This is a genomic window from Klebsiella sp. RCJ4, from assembly GCF_009025755.1.
In the GTDB taxonomy this organism is placed as follows: domain Bacteria; phylum Pseudomonadota; class Gammaproteobacteria; order Enterobacterales; family Enterobacteriaceae; genus Klebsiella; species Klebsiella michiganensis.
On record NZ_WCIN01000039.1, the window covers coordinates 8,073 to 32,738 of the forward strand.

The 24,666-nt window shown below is 58.3% G+C and carries 28 protein-coding genes; 4 read left to right on the plus strand and 24 right to left on the minus strand.

The genetic code is table 11. From position 1 onward, the window contains the following. Positions 1–196: 196 nt before the first annotated feature. From trpS to F8562_RS16440, 21 genes are all read right to left on the minus strand, one after another. Complete coding sequence (gene trpS / locus F8562_RS16340) at positions 197–1,204, minus strand: tryptophan--tRNA ligase (protein ID WP_014227742.1); 1,008 nt, start codon at positions 1,202–1,204, stop codon at positions 197–199. Between the two features lie 206 nt (positions 1,205–1,410). Further along, positions 1,411–2,667, minus strand: a complete 1,257-nt coding sequence (mtr, locus tag F8562_RS16345) for a tryptophan permease (RefSeq protein WP_014227743.1) — start codon at positions 2,665–2,667, stop codon at positions 1,411–1,413. A 138-nt stretch (positions 2,668–2,805) separates the two neighbouring features. Beyond that, the gene (gene tnaA, locus F8562_RS16350; protein WP_004128455.1) at positions 2,806–4,194 is read right to left on the minus strand and encodes a tryptophanase; all 1,389 of its coding nucleotides are present in this window, start codon (positions 4,192–4,194) and stop codon (positions 2,806–2,808) included. A gap of 121 nt (positions 4,195–4,315) precedes the next feature. Then, positions 4,316–4,411, minus strand: coding sequence for a tryptophanase leader peptide (gene tnaC / locus F8562_RS16355; protein ID WP_004098218.1), 96 nt, complete (start codon positions 4,409–4,411; stop codon positions 4,316–4,318). Between the two features lie 241 nt (positions 4,412–4,652). Further along, positions 4,653–4,982, minus strand: a complete 330-nt coding sequence (locus tag F8562_RS16360) for a DMT family transporter (protein ID WP_004098219.1) — start codon at positions 4,980–4,982, stop codon at positions 4,653–4,655. A gap of 17 nt (positions 4,983–4,999) precedes the next feature. Then, on the minus strand, positions 5,000–5,413 hold the full coding sequence (locus tag F8562_RS16365; RefSeq protein WP_014227744.1) for a DMT family transporter: 414 nt from the start codon (positions 5,411–5,413) through the stop codon (positions 5,000–5,002). A gap of 19 nt (positions 5,414–5,432) precedes the next feature. After that, positions 5,433–6,119, minus strand: coding sequence for a hypothetical protein (locus tag F8562_RS16370; protein ID WP_014837301.1), 687 nt, complete (start codon positions 6,117–6,119; stop codon positions 5,433–5,435). A gap of 12 nt (positions 6,120–6,131) precedes the next feature. Further along, on the minus strand, positions 6,132–6,752 hold the full coding sequence (locus tag F8562_RS16375; protein ID WP_014837302.1) for a phosphate propanoyltransferase: 621 nt from the start codon (positions 6,750–6,752) through the stop codon (positions 6,132–6,134). Continuing rightward, positions 6,749–7,171, minus strand: a complete 423-nt coding sequence (locus F8562_RS16380; RefSeq protein ID WP_004098223.1) for a BMC domain-containing protein — start codon at positions 7,169–7,171, stop codon at positions 6,749–6,751. Before F8562_RS16380 ends, F8562_RS16375 begins: the two co-directional genes overlap by 4 nt. Positions 7,172–7,183: 12 nt before the next feature. Then, on the minus strand, positions 7,184–8,131 hold the full coding sequence (gene cutD / locus F8562_RS16385) for a choline TMA-lyase-activating enzyme (RefSeq protein ID WP_025108470.1): 948 nt from the start codon (positions 8,129–8,131) through the stop codon (positions 7,184–7,186). A gap of 56 nt (positions 8,132–8,187) precedes the next feature. After that, the gene (gene cutC / locus F8562_RS16390) at positions 8,188–11,574 is read right to left on the minus strand and encodes a choline trimethylamine-lyase (protein ID WP_089046409.1); all 3,387 of its coding nucleotides are present in this window, start codon (positions 11,572–11,574) and stop codon (positions 8,188–8,190) included. Positions 11,575–11,599: 25 nt separating this feature from the next. Further along, a complete protein-coding gene (locus tag F8562_RS16395; protein ID WP_014837305.1) occupies positions 11,600–12,754 on the minus strand; it encodes a 1-propanol dehydrogenase PduQ in 1,155 nt (384 codons plus the stop codon). 15 nt (positions 12,755–12,769) lie between these two features. Then, entirely contained in the window at positions 12,770–13,027 is a 258-nt protein-coding gene (locus F8562_RS16400; RefSeq protein ID WP_004098229.1) for a EutN/CcmL family microcompartment protein, read from the minus strand. A 26-nt stretch (positions 13,028–13,053) separates the two neighbouring features. Next, entirely contained in the window at positions 13,054–14,658 is a 1,605-nt protein-coding gene (locus F8562_RS16405; RefSeq protein ID WP_014837306.1) for an acetaldehyde dehydrogenase (acetylating), read from the minus strand. A 53-nt stretch (positions 14,659–14,711) separates the two neighbouring features. Beyond that, positions 14,712–14,990, minus strand: a complete 279-nt coding sequence (locus F8562_RS16410) for a BMC domain-containing protein (RefSeq protein WP_094909483.1) — start codon at positions 14,988–14,990, stop codon at positions 14,712–14,714. A gap of 15 nt (positions 14,991–15,005) precedes the next feature. After that, positions 15,006–15,290, minus strand: a complete 285-nt coding sequence (locus F8562_RS16415; RefSeq protein WP_004098238.1) for a BMC domain-containing protein — start codon at positions 15,288–15,290, stop codon at positions 15,006–15,008. A 17-nt stretch (positions 15,291–15,307) separates the two neighbouring features. Continuing rightward, the gene (locus tag F8562_RS16420; protein WP_004098239.1) at positions 15,308–15,586 is read right to left on the minus strand and encodes a BMC domain-containing protein; all 279 of its coding nucleotides are present in this window, start codon (positions 15,584–15,586) and stop codon (positions 15,308–15,310) included. Positions 15,587–15,990: 404 nt separating this feature from the next. Next, positions 15,991–16,509 carry a FidL-like protein gene (locus tag F8562_RS16425; protein ID WP_004098240.1) on the minus strand — a complete coding sequence of 173 codons (519 nt, stop codon included), beginning with the start codon at positions 16,507–16,509 and terminating at the stop codon, positions 15,991–15,993. Beyond that, positions 16,506–17,306, minus strand: a complete 801-nt coding sequence (locus tag F8562_RS16430; RefSeq protein WP_014837308.1) for a winged helix-turn-helix domain-containing protein — start codon at positions 17,304–17,306, stop codon at positions 16,506–16,508. The genes F8562_RS16425 and F8562_RS16430 overlap by 4 nt, the downstream gene beginning before the upstream one ends. 145 nt (positions 17,307–17,451) lie before the next feature. Continuing rightward, entirely contained in the window at positions 17,452–18,036 is a 585-nt protein-coding gene (locus F8562_RS16435; RefSeq protein ID WP_004098242.1) for a TetR/AcrR family transcriptional regulator, read from the minus strand. 147 nt (positions 18,037–18,183) lie between these two features. Continuing rightward, complete coding sequence (locus F8562_RS16440) at positions 18,184–18,966, minus strand: NAD(P)H-dependent oxidoreductase (RefSeq protein ID WP_014837310.1); 783 nt, start codon at positions 18,964–18,966, stop codon at positions 18,184–18,186. 87 nt (positions 18,967–19,053) lie between these two features. Here F8562_RS16440 and F8562_RS16445 point away from each other — a divergent pair, with 87 nt between their 5' ends. The 4 genes from F8562_RS16445 to F8562_RS16460 all read left to right on the plus strand — a co-directional run bounded on the left by F8562_RS16445 (position 19,054) and on the right by F8562_RS16460 (position 21,234). Continuing rightward, a complete protein-coding gene (locus tag F8562_RS16445) occupies positions 19,054–19,962 on the plus strand; it encodes a LysR family transcriptional regulator (RefSeq protein ID WP_014837311.1) in 909 nt (302 codons plus the stop codon). Continuing rightward, a complete protein-coding gene (locus tag F8562_RS16450) occupies positions 19,956–20,399 on the plus strand; it encodes a FosA family fosfomycin resistance glutathione transferase (protein WP_014837312.1) in 444 nt (147 codons plus the stop codon). The genes F8562_RS16445 and F8562_RS16450 overlap by 7 nt, the downstream gene beginning before the upstream one ends. Positions 20,400–20,657: 258 nt before the next feature. After that, positions 20,658–20,945, plus strand: coding sequence for a BrnT family toxin (locus F8562_RS16455; RefSeq protein WP_094909487.1), 288 nt, complete (start codon positions 20,658–20,660; stop codon positions 20,943–20,945). Next, positions 20,932–21,234, plus strand: coding sequence for a BrnA antitoxin family protein (locus tag F8562_RS16460; RefSeq protein ID WP_014837314.1), 303 nt, complete (start codon positions 20,932–20,934; stop codon positions 21,232–21,234). The genes F8562_RS16455 and F8562_RS16460 overlap by 14 nt, the downstream gene beginning before the upstream one ends. A gap of 120 nt (positions 21,235–21,354) precedes the next feature. On the opposite strand, the gene F8562_RS16465 is transcribed toward F8562_RS16460, so the two are convergent. The 3 genes from F8562_RS16465 to symE form a co-directional block, all read right to left on the minus strand. Then, complete coding sequence (locus F8562_RS16465) at positions 21,355–22,698, minus strand: APC family permease (protein ID WP_004128506.1); 1,344 nt, start codon at positions 22,696–22,698, stop codon at positions 21,355–21,357. Continuing rightward, on the minus strand, positions 22,695–23,606 hold the full coding sequence (locus tag F8562_RS16470; protein WP_014837315.1) for an acetamidase/formamidase family protein: 912 nt from the start codon (positions 23,604–23,606) through the stop codon (positions 22,695–22,697). Before F8562_RS16470 ends, F8562_RS16465 begins: the two co-directional genes overlap by 4 nt. 452 nt (positions 23,607–24,058) lie before the next feature. Then, a complete protein-coding gene (gene symE / locus F8562_RS16475) occupies positions 24,059–24,394 on the minus strand; it encodes an endoribonuclease SymE (protein ID WP_014837316.1) in 336 nt (111 codons plus the stop codon). Positions 24,395–24,666: the final 272 nt, after the last annotated feature.

The following is a 24,666-nucleotide window of genomic DNA, read 5'->3' on the forward strand; positions in this document are numbered from 1 at the left end:
TAAGGCGACAGCCGCCACCGGGGAATAAACCGCAGAATATCTTCCGGTCGGGCGCCATCCCGGGGGCGGCGCGCTGAGCCTGTCCCGCCTACCTGACCGCAGACGGCTGTGAACCTGTAGCCCGGGCAAGGCGCCTCAGGCGCCGCCCCCGGGAGAGATGTGGCAGCGGATTTCAGTGCGGAGAGATCGCCGCGCCTCAAAACAGCACCGGCAGCCCCAGGCCGCGTTTTACTTCATGCAGCGTCCGTTGCGTCAGTTCGTGCGCCCGTTCGCTTCCCCGGCGCAGCAGCGCCAGCAGCATGCCTTTATCCTGAATATAGGTCGCCCGGCGTTCGCGTATCGGCGCCAGCAGCTCCTGTAAGCAGGTCTCCAGCGCGTTTTTGCACTGCCTGTCTCCCAGCCCTCCGCGCCGATAGTGGGCTTTCATCTCGGCAACGAAGGTCTTATCAGCATGAAAGGCGTCGAGATAAGTAAAGACCACGTTGCCTTCTGTCTGACCCGGGTCGGCGACCCGTAGGTGATTCGGGTCGGTATACATGGCGCTGACCGCACGATGGATCTCCTCTTCGCTGGCCGAAAGGGTGAGCGTGTTCCCCAGCGATTTCGACATTTTGGCGTTGCCATCAATGCCCGGCAGGCGGCTGACGTCGCTGAGCAGCGCTTTGCAGTGCCGTAAGATCGGCGTCGTCGTCAGGCTATTCATTTTGTGCACGATCTCATTGGTCTGTTCAATCATCGGTAGCTGATCGTCGCCGACCGGCACCAGTTCGGCCTTAAAGGCGGTAATATCGGCGGCCTGGCTTATGGGATAGGCTAAAAATCCCACCGGCAGCGAGCGGGAAAATCCCTTCTGGGCGATTTCATTTTTCACCGTCGGATTGCGTTCAACCCGGGCGACGGTGACGATATTCATATACAGCGCGCTGAGTTCGGCCAGCGCCGGCAGGGCGGATTGCAGGCAAATGGTGGTCTTCTGCGGATCGATGCCGACGGCGAGATAATCGGCCATCACCTCAAGGATATTGCTGCTGATTTTTTGCGGGTTGCTGCCGTTGTCGGTCAGTCCCTGGAGATCCGCGACGAGGATAAACTGCTGGTGGTCGTGCTGGAGCAGCACGCGCTGGCGCAGGGAACCGACGTAGTGGCCGAGGTGCAGCTGGCCGGTAGGACGGTCGCCGGTCAGGATCGTTTGGCTGGTGTTCATAAGTGACTCCTTAGGATGCTATCAGGCCGAAGGGCGACACTCAGAAACAACAAAGCCGCCTTCCGGCGGCTTTGAATAGAGGAAACGTCAAATCTTGCCGCCTGTTATGCAGGCAGCCACCAACGGCGGAGGTGAGAGATGACAACGTTTCTGTTCATCTTTTTATCCTGCCACGAAAAGCCGCGGCAGTAAAAGCCCTTTTTTATTCAGCGATAAACTGGCAGCAGGTTAAAGCTGGATAAAATATGAATTATTGCGTTGGCGCCGCCGAAGCACAAAATCAGGATAATCATGGCATTGCCACCCCAGACCCGATAGTTCGGGCTGCCGAAACGCCTGCGCGAGGCGCGCGCCAGCAGGGCGGGGACGATAGCGGCCCAGACGGTGGCGGCGAGACCGGCGAAACCAATGGCGTAGATAAAACCGTCAGGCCACAGCAGCCCGCCGGCGATCGGCGGCAGAAAGGTCACCAGCGCGGTTTTAAACCGCCCCAGCCGGCTATCGTCAAACTTAAACAGATCCGCCAGATAATCAAACAGGCCAAGAGTCACGCCCAGGAACGAGCTGGCGACGGCGAAGTTGGAAAAGACCGTCAGCAGTAAGTCCAGGGTCGAACTGTTCAGCAGGCCGCTTAAGGTCTGCACCAGCACGTCGATGTTGCCGCCTTTTTCGGCGATAGCGATAAACGCCGGGCGCGGAATATTGCCCATTGTGCCGACCAGCCAGATGATATACAGCACCAGCGCCATCAGCGTGCCGAGCAGCAGGCAGCGGCGAATGATAAGCGGGTCTTTACCGTAGTACTTCATCAGGCTGGGGACGTTGCCGTGATAGCCAAAGGAGGCCAGGCAGAACGGCAGCGTCATCAGGACGTAGGGGAGATAGGACGCATTGACCTCCGCGCGGTTAAACAGAATCGCGGGCTCCACGTGCCACATCAGACCGCCGAAGGTCATAAAGAAGGTGAGGATTTTGGCACCCAGCACGATAGTCGTCATCCGGCTTACCGCTTTCGTACTTAGCCAGACGATAAAGGCGACCACCAGCGCGAACGCCAGCCCGCCCAGGCGTGCGGGAACCGCGAGGTTCATCTGCGCAAAAGTATGCTGAATAACTGAACCGCTGGCGGAAATATAGGCGTAGGTCAGGATATATAAAACAAAGGCGACGGTCAGGCCGTTAATAATATTCCAGCCGTTTCCCAGTAAATCCTTTGTAATCGTGTCGAAGCTGGCGCCAATATGATAATTGAGATTGGCTTCGAGGATCATTAACCCGGAATGCAGCATGCAAAACCAGGTAAAAATGAGCGCCAGCAGCGACCAGAAAAACCAGGCGCCGGACATCACCACCGGTAAAGAAAACATGCCTGCGCCAATAATCGTGCCGCCGATAATCATCGCTCCGCCAATCAGCGATGGCGTATTAGTTGAGACCGCTTTTGAGACTGATAGTGTAGCCATAAGGTGCATTCCTCACGTGGCTATATATTAAATAAGGGGCTGCGGGAAAACGGCTACCCGGCGCAACCCGAATAATTGAGCTTAAAGAGATGGAATTAAATTAATGGCGCTCTCATTGCGAGAGCGCCGTGATGCGGTTTATTTCACCGGTTTCAGTCTGGCGACGAAGTGGCGCAGTACCGGCGGTTCGTAGGTGAAGGTCAGGCCCTTAATCGTGGCGGCGCGCGCCTTAACGGCGATCAGCGCATCAGCGATATAGTCCATATGATCGTTGGTATAAACCCGGCGCGGAATGGTCAGGCGCAGCAGCTCCATCGGCGACGCCTTCTGTTTGCCGGTTTGCGGGTCGCGGCCCAGCAGCAGGGAGCCGATTTCCACGCTGCGGATTCCCGCTTCCAGATACAGCTCATTGTTTAGCGCGTGCGCCGGGAACTGCTCCGGTGGGATATGCGGCAGCAGCAGCTTAGCATCGACGAACACCGCATGGCCGCCGGTCGGATACTGAATCGGAATGCCGCCTTCGCGCAGGCGTTCACCGAGGTATTCCACCTGATTGATGCGATAAGCGAGGTAATCCTCGTTGGTCCCTTCTTCCAGGCCGATAGCCAGCGCCTCCATATCGCGTCCCGCCAGGCCGCCGTAGGTGACAAAGCCCTCCATCGGCACGCAGCGGATGCGCACTTCGTTGAACAGATCTTCGTCATCGCGGAAGCAGCACAGGCCGCCGATATTCACCATCGGGTCTTTCTTGGCGGACATGGTCAGCATATCGCCGTACTGGTACATCTCAAGAATAATCTCTTTCACCGATTTATCGGCGTAGCCCTCTTCGCGCTGTTTAATAAACCAGGCGTTTTCGCAGAAGCGGGCGGAGTCGATTACCACCGGAATATTGTTCTGGCGCGCAATTTGATACACCTCGCGCATATTCGCCAGCGATACCGGCTGGCCGCCGGAGCTGTTACAGGTGACGGTAGTAATAATCGCCGCCACGTTTTCCGCGCCGTGTTCGGCGATGGTCGCTTTCAGCAAATCAATATCAAAGTTGCCTTTCCAGTCGTACCACGAGGTGGTATCGAAGGCTTTCGGCGTCACCACGTTAATGGCTTTTGCGCCGTTGAGCTCCACGTGCGCGGCGGTGGTATCGAAGTGGAAGTTGGAAATAAACACCGGATGCGCCGACTTGCGGCGAGCAATCAGGCTCGGGAACAGAATCTGCTCCGCGCCGCGCCCCTGGTGGGTGGGAATGGTATACGGATAGCCGATAATCTCTTTGACCTTTTCACACAGATGCTGATAGTTACGCGACCCGGCGTAGGCTTCGTCGCCCATCATCAGCCCGGCCCATTGATGGTCGCTCATCGCGCCGGTGCCGGAGTCGGTCAGCAGGTCGATATACACGTCCTGGCTATTGAGCAAAAACGGGTTATAGCCCGCCTCTTCCAGCGCTTTGACGCGATCGTCAAAGGTGGTCATACGAATATTTTCGACCATTTTAATGCGGAACGGCTCGGGGATACGTTTCATTTATTTTCTCCATGGGGATGCTGTGCCGCGTTTGGCTATTTGGCGACAAATAAAAAGCGCAACAAATAGCGACTAAACGCAGTTTTGAATTAATTTTTAGGGAGTAAACAGCAGCGGAGAATTAACGAGGGAAGTCGTTGGAGATGCGGTGATCTAAATTATACCAGTCGTCCAGGCCGCCCTGGGCAATGAGGCGATAAATCGATTTTTGCGTCATGACATCGTCCTCTGTGGGTGAAGGGATGCCATAAAAATAAGGTAAAATGAGAAAATAACCACGATTAAAATCACAAAAAATTATTTATCGATAAGCGGAGTATAAAAATTTGACGCTCGTCGTCTTTTTAGCGTTATTGATTAGCAGGCGATGGTTTTTTGTTTTTTTATTACGCCAATAACGGCTTATTGAGTGAGGTTATTAGCGCCTTCACCGCAATCAATGAAGGCGCAGGCGGGACTTACATGCTGGAGAAGACGTTCATAATGATGCCGCCGGAGATGATCAGCACCATGGCGAGGATGGCCGGGATATCCGGTTTTTGCTTATAGAGGATCATTGAGCAAATCGTGACGCCGACGATACCAAAACCGCACCACAGCGAGTAGGCGACGCCGACCGGAATGGTGCTCATCGCGCGGGTGAGGGCGAAGTAGCACAGGCCGTAGGCGAAGACCACCAGCACCGACGGCGCCAGCTTGCTGAAGCCGTTGGTCTTTTTGATCATCGACGTGCCGGTGATTTCGGAGCCGATAGACAGCGCCAGCCATAAAAATCCGAGGTTAAACATAAGCGGTTCCTTTTCTGTTAGTTGGCGACTTTTTTGTCCAGAGATGCAGCGGCCGGCTGTGCGGGCGCTTCCTCGCTCTCTTCGCTACCCATTTTGGAAAACAGGTTCATGATCACGATCCCGCTGGCGATAACCGCCATACCGATAATGGCGGCGGTGTCCGGGTGCTGGCCGTAAAACGCCATTCCCAGGGTCGACACCACGAGGATGCCGGTACCGGACCAGGTGGCGTAGGCCAGACCGACGGGAATATCCTTCACCGCGCGGGACAGCGAGTAGTAGCAGGTGCAGTACAGCAGCACCAGCAGCCCGAGCAGCAGCATTTTGCTCATCCCTTCACTGCTGCCGAACATTTTGAGGGTGGAGGTGGCTGAGGTTTCGGAAACGATAACCAGCAGCATCCATAGCCAACACTTTGTTTTTGAAGACATAAGTTAAACTCCGGGTTTACTATTTAAGGTAAGGTTCTTTTTTTCTGTTTTTTAAAAAATCGATAGCGGCATCGGTCAACTGCGCTTCAGGGGCACAGGCCAGCGCCGGATTATTCACCACGTCTGTGACAGTGAGATAACGCCGCGGACCGCTCGCCGACGGCGCCGTCGCTCCGCGACCCGACGCCAGCTTCTCCAGCAATTCGTTCATGGTGCACAGCGCGATGCCGCATTCGGCCAGGCGGGCCAGCGTGGCCTGCATATGTCCGGCGTAAGCGCTATCAGGCTGCGCCCCGCGCAGCTGGTTAAGCTCGCTGGCGGGATCGCAGTGATAGCGCAGCGCCAGCACCGGCAGGCCGCTCAGCAGGGCATCGTGCACGCGGCGGGCAACGGGACCGTGCAGGGAACCCTTCACCAGATCCGCCGCCAGCGGGTAGTCGAGAAACGGCAGCAGCAGCGCCTTATACGAGGCCGAAGGCAGCCCCTGTTGCCAGTCGGCTGCCGGCAGCGTTTTACCGATAGCCCGCCACTGCTCGCCGTCGTCAATCCCGCTATCCAGCGCCAGGTGCAGGCTCTCGCCGCAGCCGGCCAGCCGCTGGCGAATAGCGTGCCGGTAGCCCGCCGCGGCGGTCACCATCACCAGTACAGGCGGCCGCAGACGCTGGATAATGCGTTCAACCAGGTCTTCCATCTGTTGGTCGGTCATGGCGAGCCTCCGTTAGCCGATGAGCGTGACCTGCGCGCCGTTTTTCAAGCCGGCGGCGTTGGCCTCTTCGGTATCAATATGAAACTCCAGCGCGAAGTCTTCGCGTACCCGCACCACCACTTCATCAAAGGTCAGCTGGCGTTCGCCGTCGCTGCGGACGCTAACCTTCTGGCCGTTGGCGACGTTCAGCTGGCGGGCATCCTGCGGCGACATATGGATATGCCGCCAGGCGCAGATCACCTGCGATCGCAGTTCAACGTGGCCTGCCGGGCCGATCAGCAGCGCGCTGCCCGCGTTCTCCAGCTGGCCGGATTCGCGAACCGGCGCTTTGATGCCGAGGGTAAAGCAGTCGGCGCGGGAGATTTCCAGCTGCGATACCGGGCGGGTTGGGCCGAGGACGCGCACCTGGGTGAGCGAGCCCTTCGGACCGACCACGGTGACGCACTCCTGGGCCGCGAACTGCCCCGGCTGGCGCAGCGGCTTAAAGGGCGTCAGGACGTAGCCCTTGCCAAACAGCGCTTCGACGTCCTGCTGCGCCAGATGGACGTGGCGGTTAGAGATGCCGACCGGGATAGCTGGAGCAACGTGGCTCAGGCGGGCGGCGATTTTTTCATGGAGCAGGGTGTCGATCATGCCTTCTTCCCTTTCCTCATCGCCGCGTTTTTATCTTCCGTCGGCGCAGGCGCGGCAGCGGGTTCAGTGGGTTCCCTTGTTTCTACAGCGGCGGGCGCGACGGCTTCAGCCTCAAGCGGCGCGGCAGCTTCCGCGCGCGGCGGACGGCCTTTCAGGGTGCTGAGGGCGTCCACGACGCTGCGCTCCGGACGGGCGATCGTCAGGGATTTGACCTGCGGGTCGATGAGCGCGGCGACGGCCACGCCGCGTTCGATAGCGGTGTGAATCGCGCTGATCTCCCCTTCAAAGCAGACGCTCACCAGCCCCGAACCGACTTTGCGGTAGCCAATGCAGGACACGCCTGCGCTTTTGCAGGCGGCATCCACGGCCTGAACGGCGGCAACTAACCCTCGCGTTTCAATTACGCCTAAACTTTTCATTGTCGGCTCCTGTTAATGGCGGACTAAGCGAATATCAAAATCAAACTGCGTGAAGAACGTTTCCAGCCGGTCTAACTCCTCGGCGGAATAAGTTGGGTCTCGGGTAATGGGGTAAGGCATATCGAGGCGCTCATATTTTTTGCGCCCGAGCTGGTGGTACGGCAGCATATCGATGCGGCGGATATTTCCTCGCTTCGCCAGCTTTTGTACGTAATCAATGGCCCCGGTAATGGCATCGAACGAGTCGTTATAGCCGCGAACCAGCGGCATGCGGATAATGACGTTAGCGCCGGAGTCCACCAGCCATTCCAGGTTGCGGCGAATGCCTTCGTTACCGATGCCAAATAACGCTTTATGGTGCTCGCTGTTAATTTGCTTAATATCGAATAAGAAGGTGTCGGTCACCGGCGCCAGCTTTTGATAATTGGCCAGCGGCGTGGTGCCCTGCGTTTCCACGGCGGTATTGAGCATCATCTTTTTGCATTCGCTAAAGAGCGCGACGGCAAAATCGGTCTGCAGGCTCATTTCCCCGCCGCCGATGGTGACGCCGCCGCCGGAGGAGATATAAAAGTCGTAGTCCTGCATGATGATCTCCATCAGTTCGCTGACGGTGACATCTTTGCCCATAATATCCAGCGCGTTCTGGGTGCAGATCTCTTCGCACTTGCGGCAGCCGATACAGTCTTTATTGCGGTTGACGAAATGCTTCATTTCGCCGTTTTCTTCCGCCCGATAATGAATTCCCGCCGGGCAGACGCTGACGCAGTCGCCGCAGTTAATGCATTTATCCTGTGAGAACATCACCTGAAACTGGCTATTCAGCCCTTCCGGGTTAGCGCACCACGGGCAGCGAATATTGCAGCCTTTGAAAAAAACCAGCGTGCGGATCCCATCGCCGTCATAGATCGAATATTTCTGAATATTGAATATTCGCCCGGTTAATTCTTGTTTTGCGCTCACACATACCTCCAGAAAAACGATCGGGACATCCGTGTCCAAAAACGTCCGTGTCTTTATCAGAACTTCTCGATGACCGTACGGCTGATAATCTCGTCCTGAACTTCTTTACACAGCTCAACGAAGTAGGCGCTGTAGCCCGCGACGCGGACGATCAGGTCGCGGTATTTTTCCGGCTCCTGCTGGGCTTTTTTCAGCACTTCGTTATCGACATAGCTGAACTGCATCTGGCCGTTGCCGAGAATCGACGCGGTGCGCAGCAGGGTAATCAGGCCGTGACGACCTTCCGGGGTATCCAGCAGCCCTTTGAGGAACTTGAAGTTGTGCACCATGCCGATGTTCATGGTTTCGACGTTCATCTTGCTCACCGACTTGATGATCGCCGTCGGACCCTGCTTATCCGCGCCCTGAGTCGGGCTGATGCCGTCGGAGAGCGGCATCCACGCCAGGCGACCGTTCGGCGTGGCGTTGGTCAGCTCGCCGATCGGCGTGTTGTTGGAGATGGACAGGGTGCCGTGGCTCAGGGTGGAGTAGAGCATCTTGTACTTACGGCACTCGCGCTCGGTCCACTCGGTGATATCCAGCGCATACCGATCGACGTAGTTATCGTCGTTGCCGTATTTCGGCGCGTTGAGGCAGTCGCGGCGCAGGCCTTCAAAGCCTTCGAAGTTCGCCAGCAGCGCGTCGCGCACCTGCTCGAGGGTGTATTTCTTCTCTTCAAACACCAGCTTACGAATCGCCGCCATGGAGTCGACGTAGGTCGCCAGACCGGAGAAGATCAGCCCCGGGCCGTGGTTGATCATCGCGCCGCCGGCGGCAACGTCTTTGCCTTTTTCCATGCAGCCTTCCACCAGCAGCGACATCAGCGGCTTCGGCGCCACGTCGCGGTGCACGCGCTGGCTGATGACCGTCCCGATCGCCGACAGGCGTACGATATGGGCGATCTGTTTTTTCACCGCCGCGTCGAAATCCTCGAAGGTGTGCAGATCGCGCAGGTCGCCGGTATCCAGCCCCTGATAGCTGTCAAACAGCACCATCCGGCCGCGGTTTAAAACGAACTCAATGGCGATGGGCCACTGGGTGTAGCCGGTGGAGGTCCACTGATAGATGCGGCCGGATTTCTGCGGCTCGACGCAGCCCATCAGGCAGTAGTCGCGGGCGTCTTCGAAATCGAAGCCTTTACGCAGCATCATTTTGATATGGGAGTCGTCGAAGTGGCAGGCCGGGAAGCCCATCCCCGCTTTGACGACGTCGACGATTTTTTCCATATACTTCTGCGGCGACTGGTTGTGAATACGGCAGGCCAGCGACGGCTGGTAAACCTTCACAAAGCGCACGGCGTCCATGATCAGGTAGGTCAGGTCGTTACAGGCATCGCCGCCGGAGCGCTTCTGACCGCCGACGGTCAGGTTGATAAACGGCTGATAGCCGGCGAAATATTTCGCCCCCAGCTCGCTGGACATCCACATCAGCTCGGCGCATTTGATGATAAACGCCTGCAGCAGCTCCAGCGCGGTGTCGTGAGTCAGACGGCCTTCGCGGATATCGGCTTCAAACATCGGGTAGCAGTACTGGTCTACGCGTCCCAGGGACAGTCCGGTCTGGTTCTCTTCAATTTCAAACAGCGACTCTACGGTCCAGATGCTCTGCAGCGCTTCCTGCAGGGTTTTCGGCGGATTCGCCGGCACGTTCTGGTTCACCTCGGCGATGGTCAGCAGCTCGGCGCGGCGCTGGGCGTTCTGCTCAATCGCGGCCAGTTCGCGGGCGCGGGCGGCGATGCGGTGCGCGTAGTTAATCACCCCTTCGCAGGTTTCAATGGCCGCTTTGTAGTAGTAGATGCGGTCGATATCTTCCGGGTTTTCCATGCTCAGGCTGGCGAGATGCGCCTCGGCGTCGGCTTTAATGCCGTTCATCCCTTTGGTAAACAGCAGCACATCGTAGCCCGGGCAGGTGTCGCCGCCGCCGTTGATCTGGTGGTAGGAGAGGTCGCTGACGAAGGTCTCGCCGCTGAACGCCCATACGCCCGCTTCGCGGTACTGGGCTTCGCAGATTTCATCCAGCGAGCGGCCTTCCCAGAACGGCACGATCTCTTCGCGGATGGTTTTTTTATCTGCTTCGCTGATCTCAAACGGATCCTGCGGACGGGTGCTCATGGTATCGAGTTCGTCGCGCACCCAGTGCCAGGCGATATCCGGCGAGAAGGCGCCCGCGCGCGGCTTGCCGCACGGATGACCGACGATCAGCTCATCGTCCTGAATCAGAATCGGCGCGGTTTCGCAGGCGTGACGGAAGGCTTTGGCGCGCAGCAGAATCGTCGGCATGCCGGGGTTGGCTTTGACCACTTCGGTAAAGGCCAGCGCGCGGTAGATAGAGACGCTCGGGCGCACGGTCAGGTAGTGGTTACGCAGGCGCTGCATGCGCGGGGTCAGCCCTTCTGCTGCCGGCGTCTCGCCGGCGGCGGCAAATGGGGCGGCGGAAACGTGCTGGACGCCCTTGAACAAACGCACCGGCAGATGCAGGGCGCTCAGGTTGTGCTGCGCGCTGAGGAACATGTCGGAGAGTTCGTTAATGCGCGCGTTCTCAAGGCTTGCGCCGTGGAGCAGGGCGTCGAACATCGGATAACCGTCGATCGCGCAGGCGGCGCGCACTTCGCACAGCTCCGCCAGCTTGAACCACAGCGATTCGACGATTTCATACGCCTGCTGCGGGGAGAGCGCGCCGTTGTTGATATCGTGCTGGTAGTAAGGCAGCAGGGCTTTGTCGGCGCCTTCCGGGTTGACGGCGTAGCTGCCGTTATCGAGCTGGAGCGCCAGCTGGAACAGATAAAAGGCCTGGCACGCCTCTTTGAAGCTGCGCGCCGGATGCGCCGGAACGTGGTGCAGAATGGCGGCGCTGTCCAGTAGTTCCGCCCGGCGGTAAGCGTTGGTTTCCGCGGCGGCCAGCTGTTCGGCGCTGTTGGCCAGGTTTTGCGCCAGCGCCAGCAGGGCATCGCAGGCGTAGATGGCCGCGCGGCAGCCGTTGACTTCATCCATGCCGCTGCGGCTGACGGCGCTGCCCAGCGCACGGGTTTTCTCTTCCAGCTGATGTTTTATCGCCAGCACGCCTTTTTCCATCACCAGCTTGTAATCCGGGGAGTCGAGATCGCTATTCAGGTTGAGGAACTGGAACGCGGACGGGCGACGGACGGCGCTCTCGTCGTGGAAAATCGCCCCGTGCGGTTTGCGGGTCTGGTTGCCGACGATCAGCTCGTCGGCGCTGATGCACAGCGGCAGCTGGCGCATCAGTTCATAGAAGCGGCGCGCCGGTTTGACGGCGGCGGGAACCCCGGCGATATCGCCATCAAGGGCGTTGAGCGTGGTGGCATGTTCGGTGCACAGGGTGCTTTTTTGTGAGAGTAAACGTTCTGCCAACACTTTGACGCGCGGCGTTAAGCTGTAGTGTGCCATAGGTAAGGTTCTCCAAATCTTGTTATCAGTGGCCCTGAACGGCGTTGCCGGTCCATGCCCGGCGATAGAGTTCGGTCAGTGCGTGAGCGTCCGGCGCGCGTGGGTTCGTCGGGGTACAGCTGTCGCGTAGCGCCTGGCCGACCATCTCCGCCAGCCGCTGTTCAAATTCGGCGGCAATGACGCCGGTATCACGAATGCCGGCCGGCATGCTCATTTCGTCTTTTAGCGCCTGAATGGCGACCAGCAGGCTGGCGACGCCCTGGCGGGTAGTGGCCGCGGGCAGATCCAGCAGATGGGCTAATCGGGCGTATTTGCGGGCGGCATCGGTATCGCACTGCCCGTGATAATCGGCGTTCCAGGCCACCACGTCCGCCATCAGCAGGGCGTTGGCGCGGCCGTGGGGGACGCGAAACACGCCGCCGAGCGCGTGGGCGAGGCTGTGGGTGATGCCCAGCGAGGCGTTGGTGAAAGCCATGCCCGCCATGCAGGAGGCGTTGTGCATCTTTTCCCGCGCCAGCAGGTCGCCACCGTTGCGCCAGCAGGTCGGCAGAAAGCGAAATACCTGCTGCACCACTTTCTCCGCCAGCGCATCGGAAAAGTCGCTGGCGGCGAGGGAGACATAGGCTTCCAGCGCGTGACACAGCACGTCCATTCCGGTATCGGCGGTGATCGCCGGCGGCACCGAGGCCACCAGCGCCGGGTCAAGAATGGCGATATCCGGCAGCAGCGACGGGTCCACCAGCACCAGCTTCTCGGCGTGGGCTTTCACCACAGAAAAGGCGGTGACCTCAGAGCCGGTGCCGCTGGTGGTGGGGATCGCCACAAAGCAGGGCGGCTCGCGGTGAGCGTCCGGACGGGTTTGCGCCAGGGCGAAAATAACCGCTTTGGCTGCATCAATCACCGAACCGCCGCCCAGCGCGATAACCAGATCCGGATAGCTGTTATCCATCCGCTTCATACCGCGCACTACGGTGGCGATATCCGGGTCGGCCACCACGTCGTCCCAGACCTGGAAAGCGATGCCGCGCGCATTGAGGATCTGCGTGACGCGATCGGCGAGGCCAAACTTAACCATCGCCTGGTCAGTGACCAGCAGTACGTTGCGGGCGGGCAGCTCGTTCAGGATGGCAAGCGCATCCTGACCAAAGCGAATCCGGGGTTTCAGCAAAAATTCACTCATTGGGTTATTGACTCCTTAAGCGTCCCGAAACACGTTCTCGACAATGGCGACCACCGACATGGCCTTGTAGCGCTCTTTGTTGAGCGCCAGGTACTCTTCGGCCAGCACGATGTCGTGCATACCGGCGCCGACGCTATCAACGGCAACCCAGGTCTGGTCTTTCATCGGCTGCTGGTCATCATCTAATTTGACGATCAGCAGCAGGTTGCTGCCCCTTAGCTCATCGCACTTCTGCGTGGCGACGACATGTCCGACTACCTTTGCGAGAATCATTGTTTTTATCGCCTTATATCAATGTGTTACTTACCAAGGCGTTCCAGCACCTGGCGGATGACGCGTTCCACGTTTTGCTCATTAATCTCGCTGTCCGCGCCGACGACGGCGGCAGCCGCAAAGCGATCGTCGGCGCTGGCCGGATGGGCTGCGGTGGCGGCGGTCGCCGGGGCGTTAAAACGTTCATCGTCGAAGATGCTGCGGTTCGGGCCGGACGCCGGGCTGACGATGGTCGGCTGCGGTTCCGGGCGGCTGCCCGGCGCGCGCAGTTCATCGATGGAGCGCACGCCGTAGCCCACTTTGCGGATGTTGAGCAGGTTCATCGGCCCGACGTTGTCTGAGCTGGAGCCGCCGCCGACCGCGCCGCAGCCGAGGGTCAGGGCCGGGGTGATATTGGTGGTCGCGCCGATGCCGCCCAGCGCCGCCGGGGTGTTGATCAGAATGCGGTTAACCGGTTTTTCCAGGCAGAACTGGCGGATGACGTCCTGGTTGCGGGTGTGGATCACCAGCGTGTGGCCGAGGCCTTCGTTGGTCAGCAGCTCCACGACGCGGTGGCAGGCAGCTTTCCAGTCCTCTTCGACGTACAGGCCGAGTACCGGGCACAGTTTTTCCCGCGAGTAGGGGTTGGAATGCGATACCGTGGCCTGCTCGGCAATCAGCACCCGGGTGCTGGCCGGGACGCAGAAGCCGGCCATCTGGCTCAGATAGAGCGCGGTTTTACCGACCACTTTAGGGTTGATGGTGCCGTTGGGGCGCAGCAGCAGGGCCGCCATTTTTGCCGCTTCGCTTTCGTTCATGAAGTACGCGCCCTGGGCTTCCAGTTCGCGGTGGACTTCGTCGTAGATACAGCGTTCGACGATAATCGACTGCTCGGAGGCGCAGATCACGCCGTTATCGAAGGTTTTACTGGTGATGATATCTTTCACCGCGTGGGGGATATCGGCGCTGCGTTCGATAAACGCCGGGCCGTTACCCGGGCCGCCGCTAATGGTCGGCGTGCCGGACGCGTAGGCGGCGCGCACCATGCCTTCGCCGCCGGTCGCCAGGATCAGCGACACGTCTTTGCTGTGCATTAGCTCTGAGGTGGCTTCGAGGGTCAGCTGGCTAATGGCGTCGACGCTACCGGCAGGTGCCCCTGCCGCTTCCGCCGCGCGCTTCACGATTTCAATCGCTTTCCAGCTGCACTGGCGGGCGCCGGGATGCGGGGAGAAGATAATCGCGTTGCCGGCCTTCAGGGCAATCAGCGTTTTGTAGATGACGGTGGAGGTCGGGTTGGTCGATGGCACCAGCGCACAAATCACCCCCAGCGGCACGCCCACGTCCATCACTTTTTGTAGCGGATCGTCATGAATGATGCCGACGGTCTTCATATCTTTGATGGCGTCGTAGACGCGCAGCGAGGCGAAGCGGTTCTTCAGCACTTTGTCCTGCCAGTTGCCAAAACCGGTTTCTTCCGCGGCCATTTTCGCCAGCGCTTCGGCATGATGCGCCGCTTCCTGGGCCACGTTCTTCACGATGGCGTCGATTTGCTGCTGCGAAAAGGTGGCCAGAATCGCCTGCGCCTTTTTGGCATTGCGCACCAGCTCCCGGGCGTTCTGCCGGGACTGCAAATCGTTATCCAGTTCAATCATGAGTCTATCCTTCATCAGACTAAAAGAGTGGAGACGGAGCGCGCCCTGTCAGGTCATGCTTTGTGCTGCGCCGCGATTTTTTCGATGTCGTTATGCGGACGCGCGATGACGCGAGAGGTGACGACTTCGCCGATGCGTTTTGCCGCTTCCACGCCGGAATCCACCGCGGCATTCACCGCGCCGACGTCGCCTTTCACCAGCGCGGTGACGAGGCCGGAGCCGACGTTTTCATAGCCAATCAGCTCCACGTTGGCGGCTTTACACATCGCATCCGCCGCTTCAATACAGGCCACCAGCCCTTTGGTTTCGATAAGCCCTAGCGCTTCTTTCATCAGGTTTTTCTCCGGTTAATCCATGATTTTGTAATGCGAGACGATTTTGTTGATGTCGTTATGCGGGCGGGCGATAACCAGCGAAGTCACCACTTCACCGATGCGCTGCGCGGATTCGACGCCGGAATCCACCGCCGCTTTCACCGCGCCGACGTCGCCTTTCACCATCGCGGTGACGAGGCCGGAGCCGACGTTTTCATAGCCAATCAGTTCCACGTTGGCGGCTTTACACATCGCATCCGCCGCTTCGATACAGGCCACCAGCCCTTTGGTTTCAATCAGACCTAATGCATCACCCATTTGCGTTCTCCTGGCCATCAGGCCTTGTGTTTAATGACGATTTTGTTGATGTCGTTATGCGGACGAGCGATAACCAGCGAGGTCACCACTTCACCGATGCGCTGCGCGGATTCGACGCCGGAATCCACCGCCGCTTTCACTGCGCCGACGTCGCCCTTCACCATCACGGTCACCAGCCCCGAGCCGATGTTTTCATAGCTAATCAGCTCGACGTTGGCGGCTTTACACATCGCATCCGCGGCTTCAATGCAGGCCACCAGACCTTTGGTTTCGATAAGCCCTAATGCATCACCCATGGTTTCTCCTCCAGAACAGTTTTGTGATTCGGAAAACCGACCGCGTAACGGCGTCAGGACGCGGATGCGGCGTTCGGGATTCACTATAGGGAATGGCGAGTGAAGTGAAATTTAAATCTGCTAGAGTGGTATTTTTAGTCTTTTGCTCTGTGATTTAGGTTGGTTAAGGCGCTGATTTATGCATTTGTGCTGCGATGGCGGGGCGAATTCAGTGACGATTGTGGCGCTTTTTTCACCATTTAACCGGAGGCGGATTGATGTTAATAAGTTGCTAATTTATTGCAGAACGGGGGTAATTTGACGATGTATGAAGTGTGGGGAGGATCGCGTTTTCTTCGGCAGGCTAAATGCAAAACGTGCGGTTTTACTCACGGGAAAGCGAGGAAGGAAAAGCGGGTGTGAGCTTAGTCAAGCTTGCTGCCGGACTTCAGCGTGCAGACGTAGAGCGGGGAGTTGATAGAACTGAGAAGAATGGCTTTCTCATTGAGCTTCTGCGCGTTGAGAAACAGGCCATCGTGGCTGTCGGACATCTCGCGCATAAAATAGTCGAAGATCACGTCCGGCGACTCATCGATGGACGAGGCGCTGGATTCCCACTTGCTGATGCGATAGTGGCGCTCGGTGGTGGAGATGCGTTTGCTGGTGTAGCTAAATTTGACGTAGCGCTGGAGATAAAGCCAGCCGGCGGCGGAATCGGTGTAGCCCTCGACGACCATCGACCCTTTGCCGTTGGCGGCAAAGTTGAAATGGATATTGCCGTTGACGTTCTCTTTCTCCATGTTCTCAAAGCGCATAATCGCTTTGGTCGAGCAGCTCATCACCCCGCCGTTCTCGACCGGCAGCAGCTTCCAGGCGCAGAACCCGGCGGCGGCAATAAATACCAGGCTGGAGAGGGCGAAAAAGGGGCGCGGGGCGAGTCTCATTGCGGCTTCCATGAATAGTAAAAATAGTTATCGCAGTAGCTGAACGGGTTATCTTCATGCATCGCGCAGTGGGCGAGGAATACCCGGCCCAGGCCGTTGGTTTCCAGCCGGTCGCCATAGAAGAAGACGAAGCGTTCGCCGGGCTTGCATTCCAGCTTCAGGCGCTGGCGCACGGCATCAAAATTCTTGCCGTAGGCGGTTCCGGCGACGGAGCGCAGCATCTCATCGCTGGCCAGCAGCTCGCACTGGCTGTGGCGCATTTGCGTCAGGGTGATGGGGTGCGATGTGCTGCCGCCGAGAAAACTGCAAACCACCAGCAGCAGGGCGATGGTGAGCAGGCAGCCGCCGGCGAGATACCAGCAGGTACCGCGCGCGTGGCGGCTGGAAACGGTCTTTTGTTCTTCCGGGACCGCGGCCGGGTCGGGCTCGGCTTCTGGCGCGGGCGGCGGCTCCGGCTCCGGGCTGGCGTCGAGCCTCTCGATGGTGAGATCCGGATTGAGCTGCAACAGTCCGCGCGACACGGTGACGATAATGTTGTCGATATCGTAGTGGCGAAAGGTTTTACGCAGCATGCTCAGGTACTGATTGAGATTGCTGTTGGATGAGGTTAACCCGTTGTCATCCCAGACTTTTTTAAGCACCTCATCGCGGCTGACCACCTCGGTGTGGCGCAGGAAGAACCACAGCAGCGCGTTGGCGGTGATGGACAGCTGGCTGTCCGCCTCATCGCTTCCCGGTAACGTTAGCGTGCCGTCCATTGCATCATAAATAAGACGGCCATGGATGTTATAGCGCATCGTGGCCTCAATCTATCACGTCATACTTCACGTTGCTGGTGCGTTGGCTGCGTTCGCTCACCTTGGTCACATAGTTATCTATGCTCCCAGGGATTCGCTCCCTTGCCGCCTTCCTGCAACGCGAATTATTTAGTGTATATATGCTTCACGCAGGAAGCGTCATCTTCGTCAGATCGCTGACCAGCGACTGCCGGTGCCCGGGGCTCATGGTGCGCCCCTCGGTTAATTCCGATAGCCAGATGCCGTCCGCCGCATAGCGCACCAGCGTGCCGGTATGGCTATTGTCCAGTTCATCGCCTTTCGCCAGATGGTCCAGCATCCAGTCGCGCCAGCATTTTCGCAGCACCGGTTCATCCGGCATGGCCAGCGACAGCACCATCAGCTGGCGGCTCTCCTGGGTATCCGTGAGTTCCGGCGCCGACAGATAGCGCAGATAGGCGCGGGTAAAGCGGCCATAAGAGACGTTATCCGCGGCCATAAGCTCTGCAATCGCCTCTTCCATAATCGCCAGCAGGCGGGCAAAGAGGGCGAAAATCAGCGCCTGCTTGTTGGGGAAATGGTGCAGTAAACCGCCTTTGCTGACGCCCGCTTCGCGCGCGACGGCGTTCAGCGACAGCGAGGCGATACCGTCCCGGCCGGCGATGGTGGCGGCGGATTCCAGCAGTTGCTTATGCAGGCGGACGGGATCTTTTTTACGATGTTGGGCTTCCATATTCATGGCCCGAATCATACCGACCAGACGGTATGATTATTCTTGATCGCTATCAATATGCGAAGGGGCGCAGCGGGACGGGATGACGTTATTGCGTGGAGGCTCACAGTTCACCTTATGAATTGTGGTGATATTCGCCGCGCCGCGAATATCACCCACCGAGATTCACACAGGCTTCACGTGGATAGCGAGGCCGTTTTCTCCCGGCGCCAGCTCCGGACGCAGGTTCAGAGAGGGGATCTGATAGTCGCCGTGATTCTGCCGACGGAAGGGAATGGGCGGCGTTTCGGAGAGGGTATCCAGCCGCCGGGCCAGCGCCTCGCGCAGCGTGGCGAAGCGCTGTGCATCGAGTTTGTCGGTGCGGTAGAACACCACCGGCGGCAGCACCTCAAAGCCGGGATAGAACAGCATCCCGTGCTGAATGGGGAACAGGATGTCGTCGATAGACCCGTTAATTCCGCGCGGCGCGTAGTGTTCCGCCCATCCGCCGGCGGTAACGACCAGCATCGCCCGTTTCCCCGCGAACGTGCCTTCGCCGTAGCGATCGCCCCAGTGGGTTTCGCTGTGCTCGCCGACGCCGTAGGCAAAGCCGTAAGCGTAGACCCGATCAATCCAGCCCTTCATGATGGCGGGCAGCGAAAACCACCACAGCGGGAACTGAAAAATCACCGTATCGGCCCACAGCAGCTTCTCCTGTTCGCCCGCGATATCCGCGCTTTGCGTGCCGTTAGCGAAGGCGTACTGCGAATCCCGCGTTGCCCGCCAGCTTTCACCGACCGGCGGGGCGCTGCTGTCATCGGCATCCAATCCCGCCTTCCAGCGCATGGCGTAGAGATCGGACACCTGTACGTCGTGGCCGGCGTTTTGCAGATGCTGCACGGTAAAATCTTTCAGCGCGCCGTTAAGCGAACGCGGTTCAGGATGGGCGTAAACCAGTAGTATTTTCATTGAAATCACCTCTGAGCAATGGAGAGCTGCAGAGTAGAGTCCGCGACGCTATAGTAGAAATGAATTACTTCAATGACAGGTATAGTGATGATTAATCTCCAGGGGCTGGATCTCAATTTGCTGCGCACGCTGAACGTTCTGCTCAGCGAAAATAACGTCACCCGCGCGGCGCAGCGCCTCAACCTGTCGCAGCCGTCGGTCAGCGTGCAGCTGGCGCGACTGCGGGAGATTTTCGCCGACCCGCTGCTGCTGCCGGGGCCGCGCGGTATGCAGCCCACCGCCCGCGCCGATGAACTACGCGGGCCGCTGCGCGATGCGCTGCTGGCGCTGGAGCTGGCGGTAGCGCCGGTTCAGCCTTTCGACCCGGCCACGGCGGCGCAGACCTGGCGGGTGGCGGCGACGGACTATATGGCGTCGGCGATTTTGCTGCCGGTGCTCAATACCCTGCGCATCGCCTCTCCGGCCAGCCGCCTGGCGCTGTTTGAGCTACAGCCCGCGCGGCTGGTACAGCAGGCGGATCGCGACGAAGTGGATCTGTTTTTTCACACGCGAGACGGCGCGCCGCCCGGGCTGCATCAGCGTTTGCTGTTCCGCGAACGCTACGTGCTGGCGGGCAGGGCCGGGCATCCGGCGCTGCGGTCGCCATTAAGCCTGGCGCAGTTCTGCCAGCTGGAGCAGGTGATTGTCTCCCCGGACGGCGGTGGATTCAGCGCCGCGACCGATAGCGCGCTGGCGAATCTCGGGCTGGCGCGGCGGGTTGTCCTTTCCGTGCCACATTTCCTGTTTATGCTGGAGACGCTGCGCAATAGCGAGCTGGTGGCGGTGCTGCCGGAGCGGCTGGTGCGTGGCGCTGGCGGCCTGACGGTGGTTGAACCGCCGCTGGCGGTCGCCGGGTTTGAGATGCTGATGCTGTGGCACGAGCGCTGGCACCGCGATCCGGCGCACCGGTGGCTGCGCCAGCAAATCGTAACGTCATTAGAGGAAAAGCCATGTTAAGCGGATTAAATCATCTGACCCTGGCGGTCAGCCAGCTGGCGCCGAGCGTGGCGTTTTATCAGCAGCTTCCGGGGATGACGCTGCGCGCGCGCTGGGATAACGGCGCATATTTTTCCTGCGGCGACCTCTGGCTGTGCCTGTCGCTGGACCCGCAGCGGCGCGTCATTTCGCCGGAGGAGAGCGACTACACCCACTACGCGTTCAGCATTGCGGAGGCGGATTTCGCGCTTTTTGCCGGGCGCCTGAATGCGGCTGGCGTCCCGGTATGGAAAACCAATAAAAGCGAAGGCGCGTCGCACTATTTTCTCGACCCGGACGGCCACAAGCTGGAGCTGCACGTTGGCAATCTCGCCCAGCGCCTGGCGGCGTGCCGGAAGCAGCCCTATAAAGGTATGGTGTTTTTTGGCGAGGACGAACAGGCGGCCGGGAACCCGTAGCCCGGTCAGCGCAGCGCCACCGGGAGAACAGTCTGAAGCTGCATTGCGCGCGGTTTCCCGGAGGCGGCGCTTGACGCGCCTTGTCCGGGCTACCGGCCCGCAGACGGCTGGGAACCTGTAGCCCGGCTAAGCGCAGCGTGAGCCGGGAACATCCTTTACAATTCCTGCTTTAAAAATGTGAAGTTTTTTCCAACGTTGAGAGTATTATCGCTGGATAATTGTCTATACTTTTTTGTATATACAATCAGGATGAATATGATGCCAATGGAGTTTGAATGGGATGCGAACAAGGCAAGAAGTAATCTAAGAAAACATGGAATCCGGTTTGAAGAAGCGGTGCTCGTCTTTGACGATCCCCGGCATCTTTCCCGACAGGATCGTTATGAGAATGGTGAATATCGCTGGCAAACTATCGGTCTCGTTCATGGGGTCATTGTTATCATGGTTGCGCATTCGGTCCGTTTTGAAAGTCGAACAGAGGTCATTCGTATTATCAGCGCCCGGAAGGCGGACAGCAAAGAGAGAAATCGTTATGAACATGGTTAAACATAAACGTGACAATCCGGATACGCTTACGGCTAAGCGAGACGATGAGCTTAAAGCGCTGGCCAACAAAACGGATGATGAAATCGATTATAGCGGTATTCCCGCCACAGACGACGCACAGTGGTCAGATGCCGTACGCGGTAAATTTTACCGACCGCTAAAAACTCAGGCTTCTGTCCGTATTGATGCCGATATTATGGAGTGGCTTAAACGTCCCGGGAAAGGTTATCAAACGCGACTGAATGCGATCTTAAGAGAAGCGATGATTCGCGATCTTAACAAGAAATAGCCTGCCTCATGATTACCCCGGAGGCGGCGCTTGACGCGCCTTCTCCGGGCTACCGGCCCGCAGACGGCTGGGAACCTGTAGCCCGGCTAAGCGCAGCGCGAGCCGGGGAGATAAATCGCGTTAGCCTTCCAGCTTCAGTTCCACATTGCGCTTGAGCACCAGGCGCATCAGCAGGTAATAGACCACGCCAACCGCCAGCCAGCTCAGCCCCAGCACCTTGGCCTGCGCGTCCATTTCATAAATAACAAAGCCGATAATGCACAGCCCCACCACCGGGAACAGCAGGTGTACCACCAGATTGCGCGATTTCTGACGAATGATGTAATGGTTTATCACGGCGATATGCAGCACCAGGAAGCCCATCAGCGCGCCGAAGTTCACCAGCCGGCTGAGGTTATCGATATCACCGTAGAACCAGAGGCCGGAAGCCAGCGAAATCAGCGCCACAAACAGGGTGCTGACGTAAGGCGTTTTCAGCCGCGGGTGCACTTTCGCCAGCAGCTGCGGCAGCTGCTTGTCGCGCGCCATCGCAAACAGAATGCGCGACACGGCGGCCTGCGCCACCAGGGCGTTAGCGATCCCCCAGGAGATCACCGTCGACCACATGGTGACATACTTCAGCCAGCCGCCGCCCGCCAGATTCGCGGTATCGTAGAAGGCGGTATCGAGGCTGCTGAACGTCATGCCCTGCGCCAGATCGGCGGCAATCCACGTCTGCAGGATAAACAGCGAACCGACCAGCATCAGCGCGCCCAGCGACGCCTTACCCACGGTATCTACGCCGCCTTTCGTTTCCTCCGACAGCGTGGAGATCCCGTCGAAGCCGAGGAACGAGAGCACGGCGATGGAGACCGCGCCCATCACCAGCGGCAGGCTGAACTTATCGGCGTTGTAGAGCGGGTCGAGGGTCAGATGGCCCGCCCCGGCGCCGGAGTAGAGCGCAATCAGCCCCAGCACGACGAACACTGACAGCACCACGATCTCCGCGATCAGAATCGTGTTATTGGCGCGTGCGGTAAAGGTAATGCCGCGCAGGTTAATCAGGCTGTTAATCGCGATAAAGCCGACAATCCACAGCCAGCCCGGCACGCCCGGCAGCATGGGCGCCAGCGCCGCCGCGCTGACGATATAGAGCAGCGACGGCACCAGAATATAGTCCAGCAGGATCAGCCAGCCGGCAAAAAAGCCGACAATGGGATGAATACCGCGCTGGGCATAGGCGTATACCGAGCCGGAAACCGGGAACGCGCGCGACATCGACCAGTAGCTCATGGCGGTAAAGAACATCGCCACCATACCGATAAGATAGGCCAGCGCCACCATGCCCTGCGCGCCGTCCCAGACGTAGCCAAAGACGCCAAACGGCGCGATGGGCACCATAAAAATCATGCCGTAGACCAGCAGGTCGCGGAACGTCAGCGCCCGGTGCAGCTCCTGCTTATAGCCAAACTGTTCGACGCTCATGCCTGCTCCCCTTCGATGCTCAGGGAGAGCTGTTCAGCCACTGATTTCGGTAAGGCATAACGACAGGTTTTCAGCGGGTCGACTACCTGACAGATTTGCAGGTCGCCGGCGATGCTCAGAATACTGATCGCTTCAGCCAGCGCCAGGGAGGTATTGTCGGCGATAAAGTGCGCCATATTGCGGGTGGCCAGGGCGGCGGCATCATCGAGGGTCAGCGCCGAGGCGAGGGTAAACAGGGTCTCGCTGTTTTCGAGCATCGGCAGCGGCAGCTTGCGGTTTTTGACCACCGTCAGTTCGACCAGCACTTCGCCGGGGATTTCCAGACCGCAGACCGAGACTTCACCATCGCCCATCGCGGCGTGTAAATCGCCAAGCCCGAACAGCGCACCGGGAACGTTGACCGGCAGCCATAGGGTGCTGCCGGCGGTAATCATTTTGCAGTCCATATTGCCGCCGTGGCTATCCGGCGTGCCGCAGGAGATGGCTTCCCCGGCAGGCGCGACGCCGATTACGCCGACCATCGGGTTGAGCGGCACGCGCACGTTGCCGGGCAGCACGGCATGGTCATTCTCAATGGGCACGATAGTGACCTTCGGGGCATCAAGCTCGTCGCCAATCACCCCCAGCTGCGGCGCGGTGACCATCACCGCCTGATTGCTGCTCAGGGTAATGCGTTTGATGGTGACCTTGAGCGCATCGCCCGGCTCGGCGCCCTCGACGTACACCGGCCCGGTCGCCGGGTTAATGCGCTGCCAGTCCAGTTCGTTAAACACGGCATCGGCGGAGGTGATTTGGTCGGAGAAGCAGTCGCAGGTTTCGAACAGCACTTCACTTCTGCTGCTGACGGTAGCGACAGGAGCGTTATCCCGTGACATGGCGTAAACCACCCGATCTTTGGTTATTTTCATGACATTCATCCCGGTTATATTGTTGTGTTTTTTATATTTAGAGTTTCCCGTATAGGGAATGAGTGAATGTATCGGGATTATTATGGGAAGGCAATCAGGTCAGTTTTTTCAAAAATAAATGGTATATATTTGCTGGTGAATCAGGCGGTTAGATATATTGGTGGGGTTTTCTTATATGCTGGTTATTTAGCAAAAAACTTTTTGTTATATTGTCTTTAGTTGTCATTCGCTAATTGTTTACTGTTATGGGGTTATTATCCAGCATATTACGCTGCAGCGTGCGGCAGTATGATTTTAAAATATGCGGTGATATAAGCGCATTATGGGGTTTTAGGTGCCGTGAGAAGAGAAATCCCGGAGGCGGCGCTTGACGCGCCTTGTCCGGGCTACCGGCCCGCAGACGGCCGGAACCCCGTAGCCCCGGTCAGCGCAGCGCCGCCGGGGAATTTAGCTTAGGCCAGCTTACGTTTCTGCCCGGCGATCGCGCCGATTAACGCTTGAACCTGTTTTTGCTTGCGCGCCGACAGCTTATGCAGCTGGCGCAGCGACTCTACCAGTTCCGGCTCCGGCTGCTTCGCGGTAATCACGATACAGCCTTCCATTACTTTGATATCGATTTTGGCACCGGTGGCAAAACCGGCAGCTTCCAGCCACTGGCCTTTCATGATAATCGCCGGGATATGCTGATGATCTTCAAAGCGGCTCGCGTAACTGACGGTGCCTTTACGGTTATTTTCCGGGGAGACTTCTGGATCGGTGAATTCTGCAATAGAATGCGGGGTAGTCATGGTCTCTATTCCTTTTCAATAGGGATTGTGATTAGCGATATGGCCGTGTTCCCGCACGGCTATATCGCGTTAAATACCTGTATATATCATCAGTAAATAAAGGAAAAGTCCAGCTGAAAATAGACTGTAATGGGAATGTACAGGAAAGGACAGGATATATTTTTGATGTTTATAGTTACGAAAAATAATATGCACAAAATCATTTTAACTGCATCAAGGCGGCAAAATAACGAGTCCCCTGGAGCGTATATAAGTACGTGACTGGGGTGAGC

What these genes read in the sequence shown, in the direction of transcription:
- F8562_RS16400 (WP_004098229.1), bottom strand. Translation starts at nt 13,027, where the DNA reads ATGATTCTCGCAAAGGTAGTCGGACATGTCGTCGCCACGCAGAAGTGC.
- F8562_RS16410 (WP_094909483.1), bottom strand. Translation starts at nt 14,990, where the DNA reads ATGAAAGAAGCGCTAGGGCTTATCGAAACCAAAGGGCTGGTGGCCTGT.
- tnaC (WP_004098218.1), bottom strand. Translation starts at nt 4,411, where the DNA reads ATGACGCAAAAATCGATTTATCGCCTCATTGCCCAGGGCGGCCTGGAC.
- F8562_RS16450 (WP_014837312.1), top strand. Translation starts at nt 19,956, where the DNA reads ATGTTAAGCGGATTAAATCATCTGACCCTGGCGGTCAGCCAGCTGGCG.
- F8562_RS16405 (WP_014837306.1), bottom strand. Translation starts at nt 14,658, where the DNA reads ATGATTGAACTGGATAACGATTTGCAGTCCCGGCAGAACGCCCGGGAG.
- F8562_RS16370 (WP_014837301.1), bottom strand. Translation starts at nt 6,119, where the DNA reads ATGACCGACCAACAGATGGAAGACCTGGTTGAACGCATTATCCAGCGT.
- F8562_RS16360 (WP_004098219.1), bottom strand. Translation starts at nt 4,982, where the DNA reads ATGTTTAACCTCGGATTTTTATGGCTGGCGCTGTCTATCGGCTCCGAA.
- F8562_RS16455 (WP_094909487.1), top strand. Translation starts at nt 20,658, where the DNA reads ATGCCAATGGAGTTTGAATGGGATGCGAACAAGGCAAGAAGTAATCTA.
- F8562_RS16420 (WP_004098239.1), bottom strand. Translation starts at nt 15,586, where the DNA reads ATGGGTGATGCATTAGGGCTTATCGAAACCAAAGGTCTGGTGGCCTGC.
- F8562_RS16375 (WP_014837302.1), bottom strand. Translation starts at nt 6,752, where the DNA reads ATGATCGACACCCTGCTCCATGAAAAAATCGCCGCCCGCCTGAGCCAC.
- F8562_RS16435 (WP_004098242.1), bottom strand. Translation starts at nt 18,036, where the DNA reads ATGATTCGGGCCATGAATATGGAAGCCCAACATCGTAAAAAAGATCCC.
- cutC (WP_089046409.1), bottom strand. Translation starts at nt 11,574, where the DNA reads ATGGCACACTACAGCTTAACGCCGCGCGTCAAAGTGTTGGCAGAACGT.
- trpS (WP_014227742.1), bottom strand. Translation starts at nt 1,204, where the DNA reads ATGAACACCAGCCAAACGATCCTGACCGGCGACCGTCCTACCGGCCAG.
- F8562_RS16470 (WP_014837315.1), bottom strand. Translation starts at nt 23,606, where the DNA reads ATGAAAATAACCAAAGATCGGGTGGTTTACGCCATGTCACGGGATAAC.
- F8562_RS16445 (WP_014837311.1), top strand. Translation starts at nt 19,054, where the DNA reads ATGATTAATCTCCAGGGGCTGGATCTCAATTTGCTGCGCACGCTGAAC.
- F8562_RS16365 (WP_014227744.1), bottom strand. Translation starts at nt 5,413, where the DNA reads ATGTCTTCAAAAACAAAGTGTTGGCTATGGATGCTGCTGGTTATCGTT.
- F8562_RS16415 (WP_004098238.1), bottom strand. Translation starts at nt 15,290, where the DNA reads ATGGGTGATGCATTAGGTCTGATTGAAACCAAAGGGCTGGTGGCCTGT.
- F8562_RS16465 (WP_004128506.1), bottom strand. Translation starts at nt 22,698, where the DNA reads ATGAGCGTCGAACAGTTTGGCTATAAGCAGGAGCTGCACCGGGCGCTG.
- F8562_RS16380 (WP_004098223.1), bottom strand. Translation starts at nt 7,171, where the DNA reads ATGAAAAGTTTAGGCGTAATTGAAACGCGAGGGTTAGTTGCCGCCGTT.
- F8562_RS16425 (WP_004098240.1), bottom strand. Translation starts at nt 16,509, where the DNA reads ATGAGACTCGCCCCGCGCCCCTTTTTCGCCCTCTCCAGCCTGGTATTT.
- F8562_RS16430 (WP_014837308.1), bottom strand. Translation starts at nt 17,306, where the DNA reads ATGCGCTATAACATCCATGGCCGTCTTATTTATGATGCAATGGACGGC.
- F8562_RS16395 (WP_014837305.1), bottom strand. Translation starts at nt 12,754, where the DNA reads ATGAGTGAATTTTTGCTGAAACCCCGGATTCGCTTTGGTCAGGATGCG.
- mtr (WP_014227743.1), bottom strand. Translation starts at nt 2,667, where the DNA reads ATGGCTACACTATCAGTCTCAAAAGCGGTCTCAACTAATACGCCATCG.
- symE (WP_014837316.1), bottom strand. Translation starts at nt 24,394, where the DNA reads ATGACTACCCCGCATTCTATTGCAGAATTCACCGATCCAGAAGTCTCC.
- tnaA (WP_004128455.1), bottom strand. Translation starts at nt 4,194, where the DNA reads ATGAAACGTATCCCCGAGCCGTTCCGCATTAAAATGGTCGAAAATATT.
- F8562_RS16440 (WP_014837310.1), bottom strand. Translation starts at nt 18,966, where the DNA reads ATGAAAATACTACTGGTTTACGCCCATCCTGAACCGCGTTCGCTTAAC.
- F8562_RS16460 (WP_014837314.1), top strand. Translation starts at nt 20,932, where the DNA reads ATGAACATGGTTAAACATAAACGTGACAATCCGGATACGCTTACGGCT.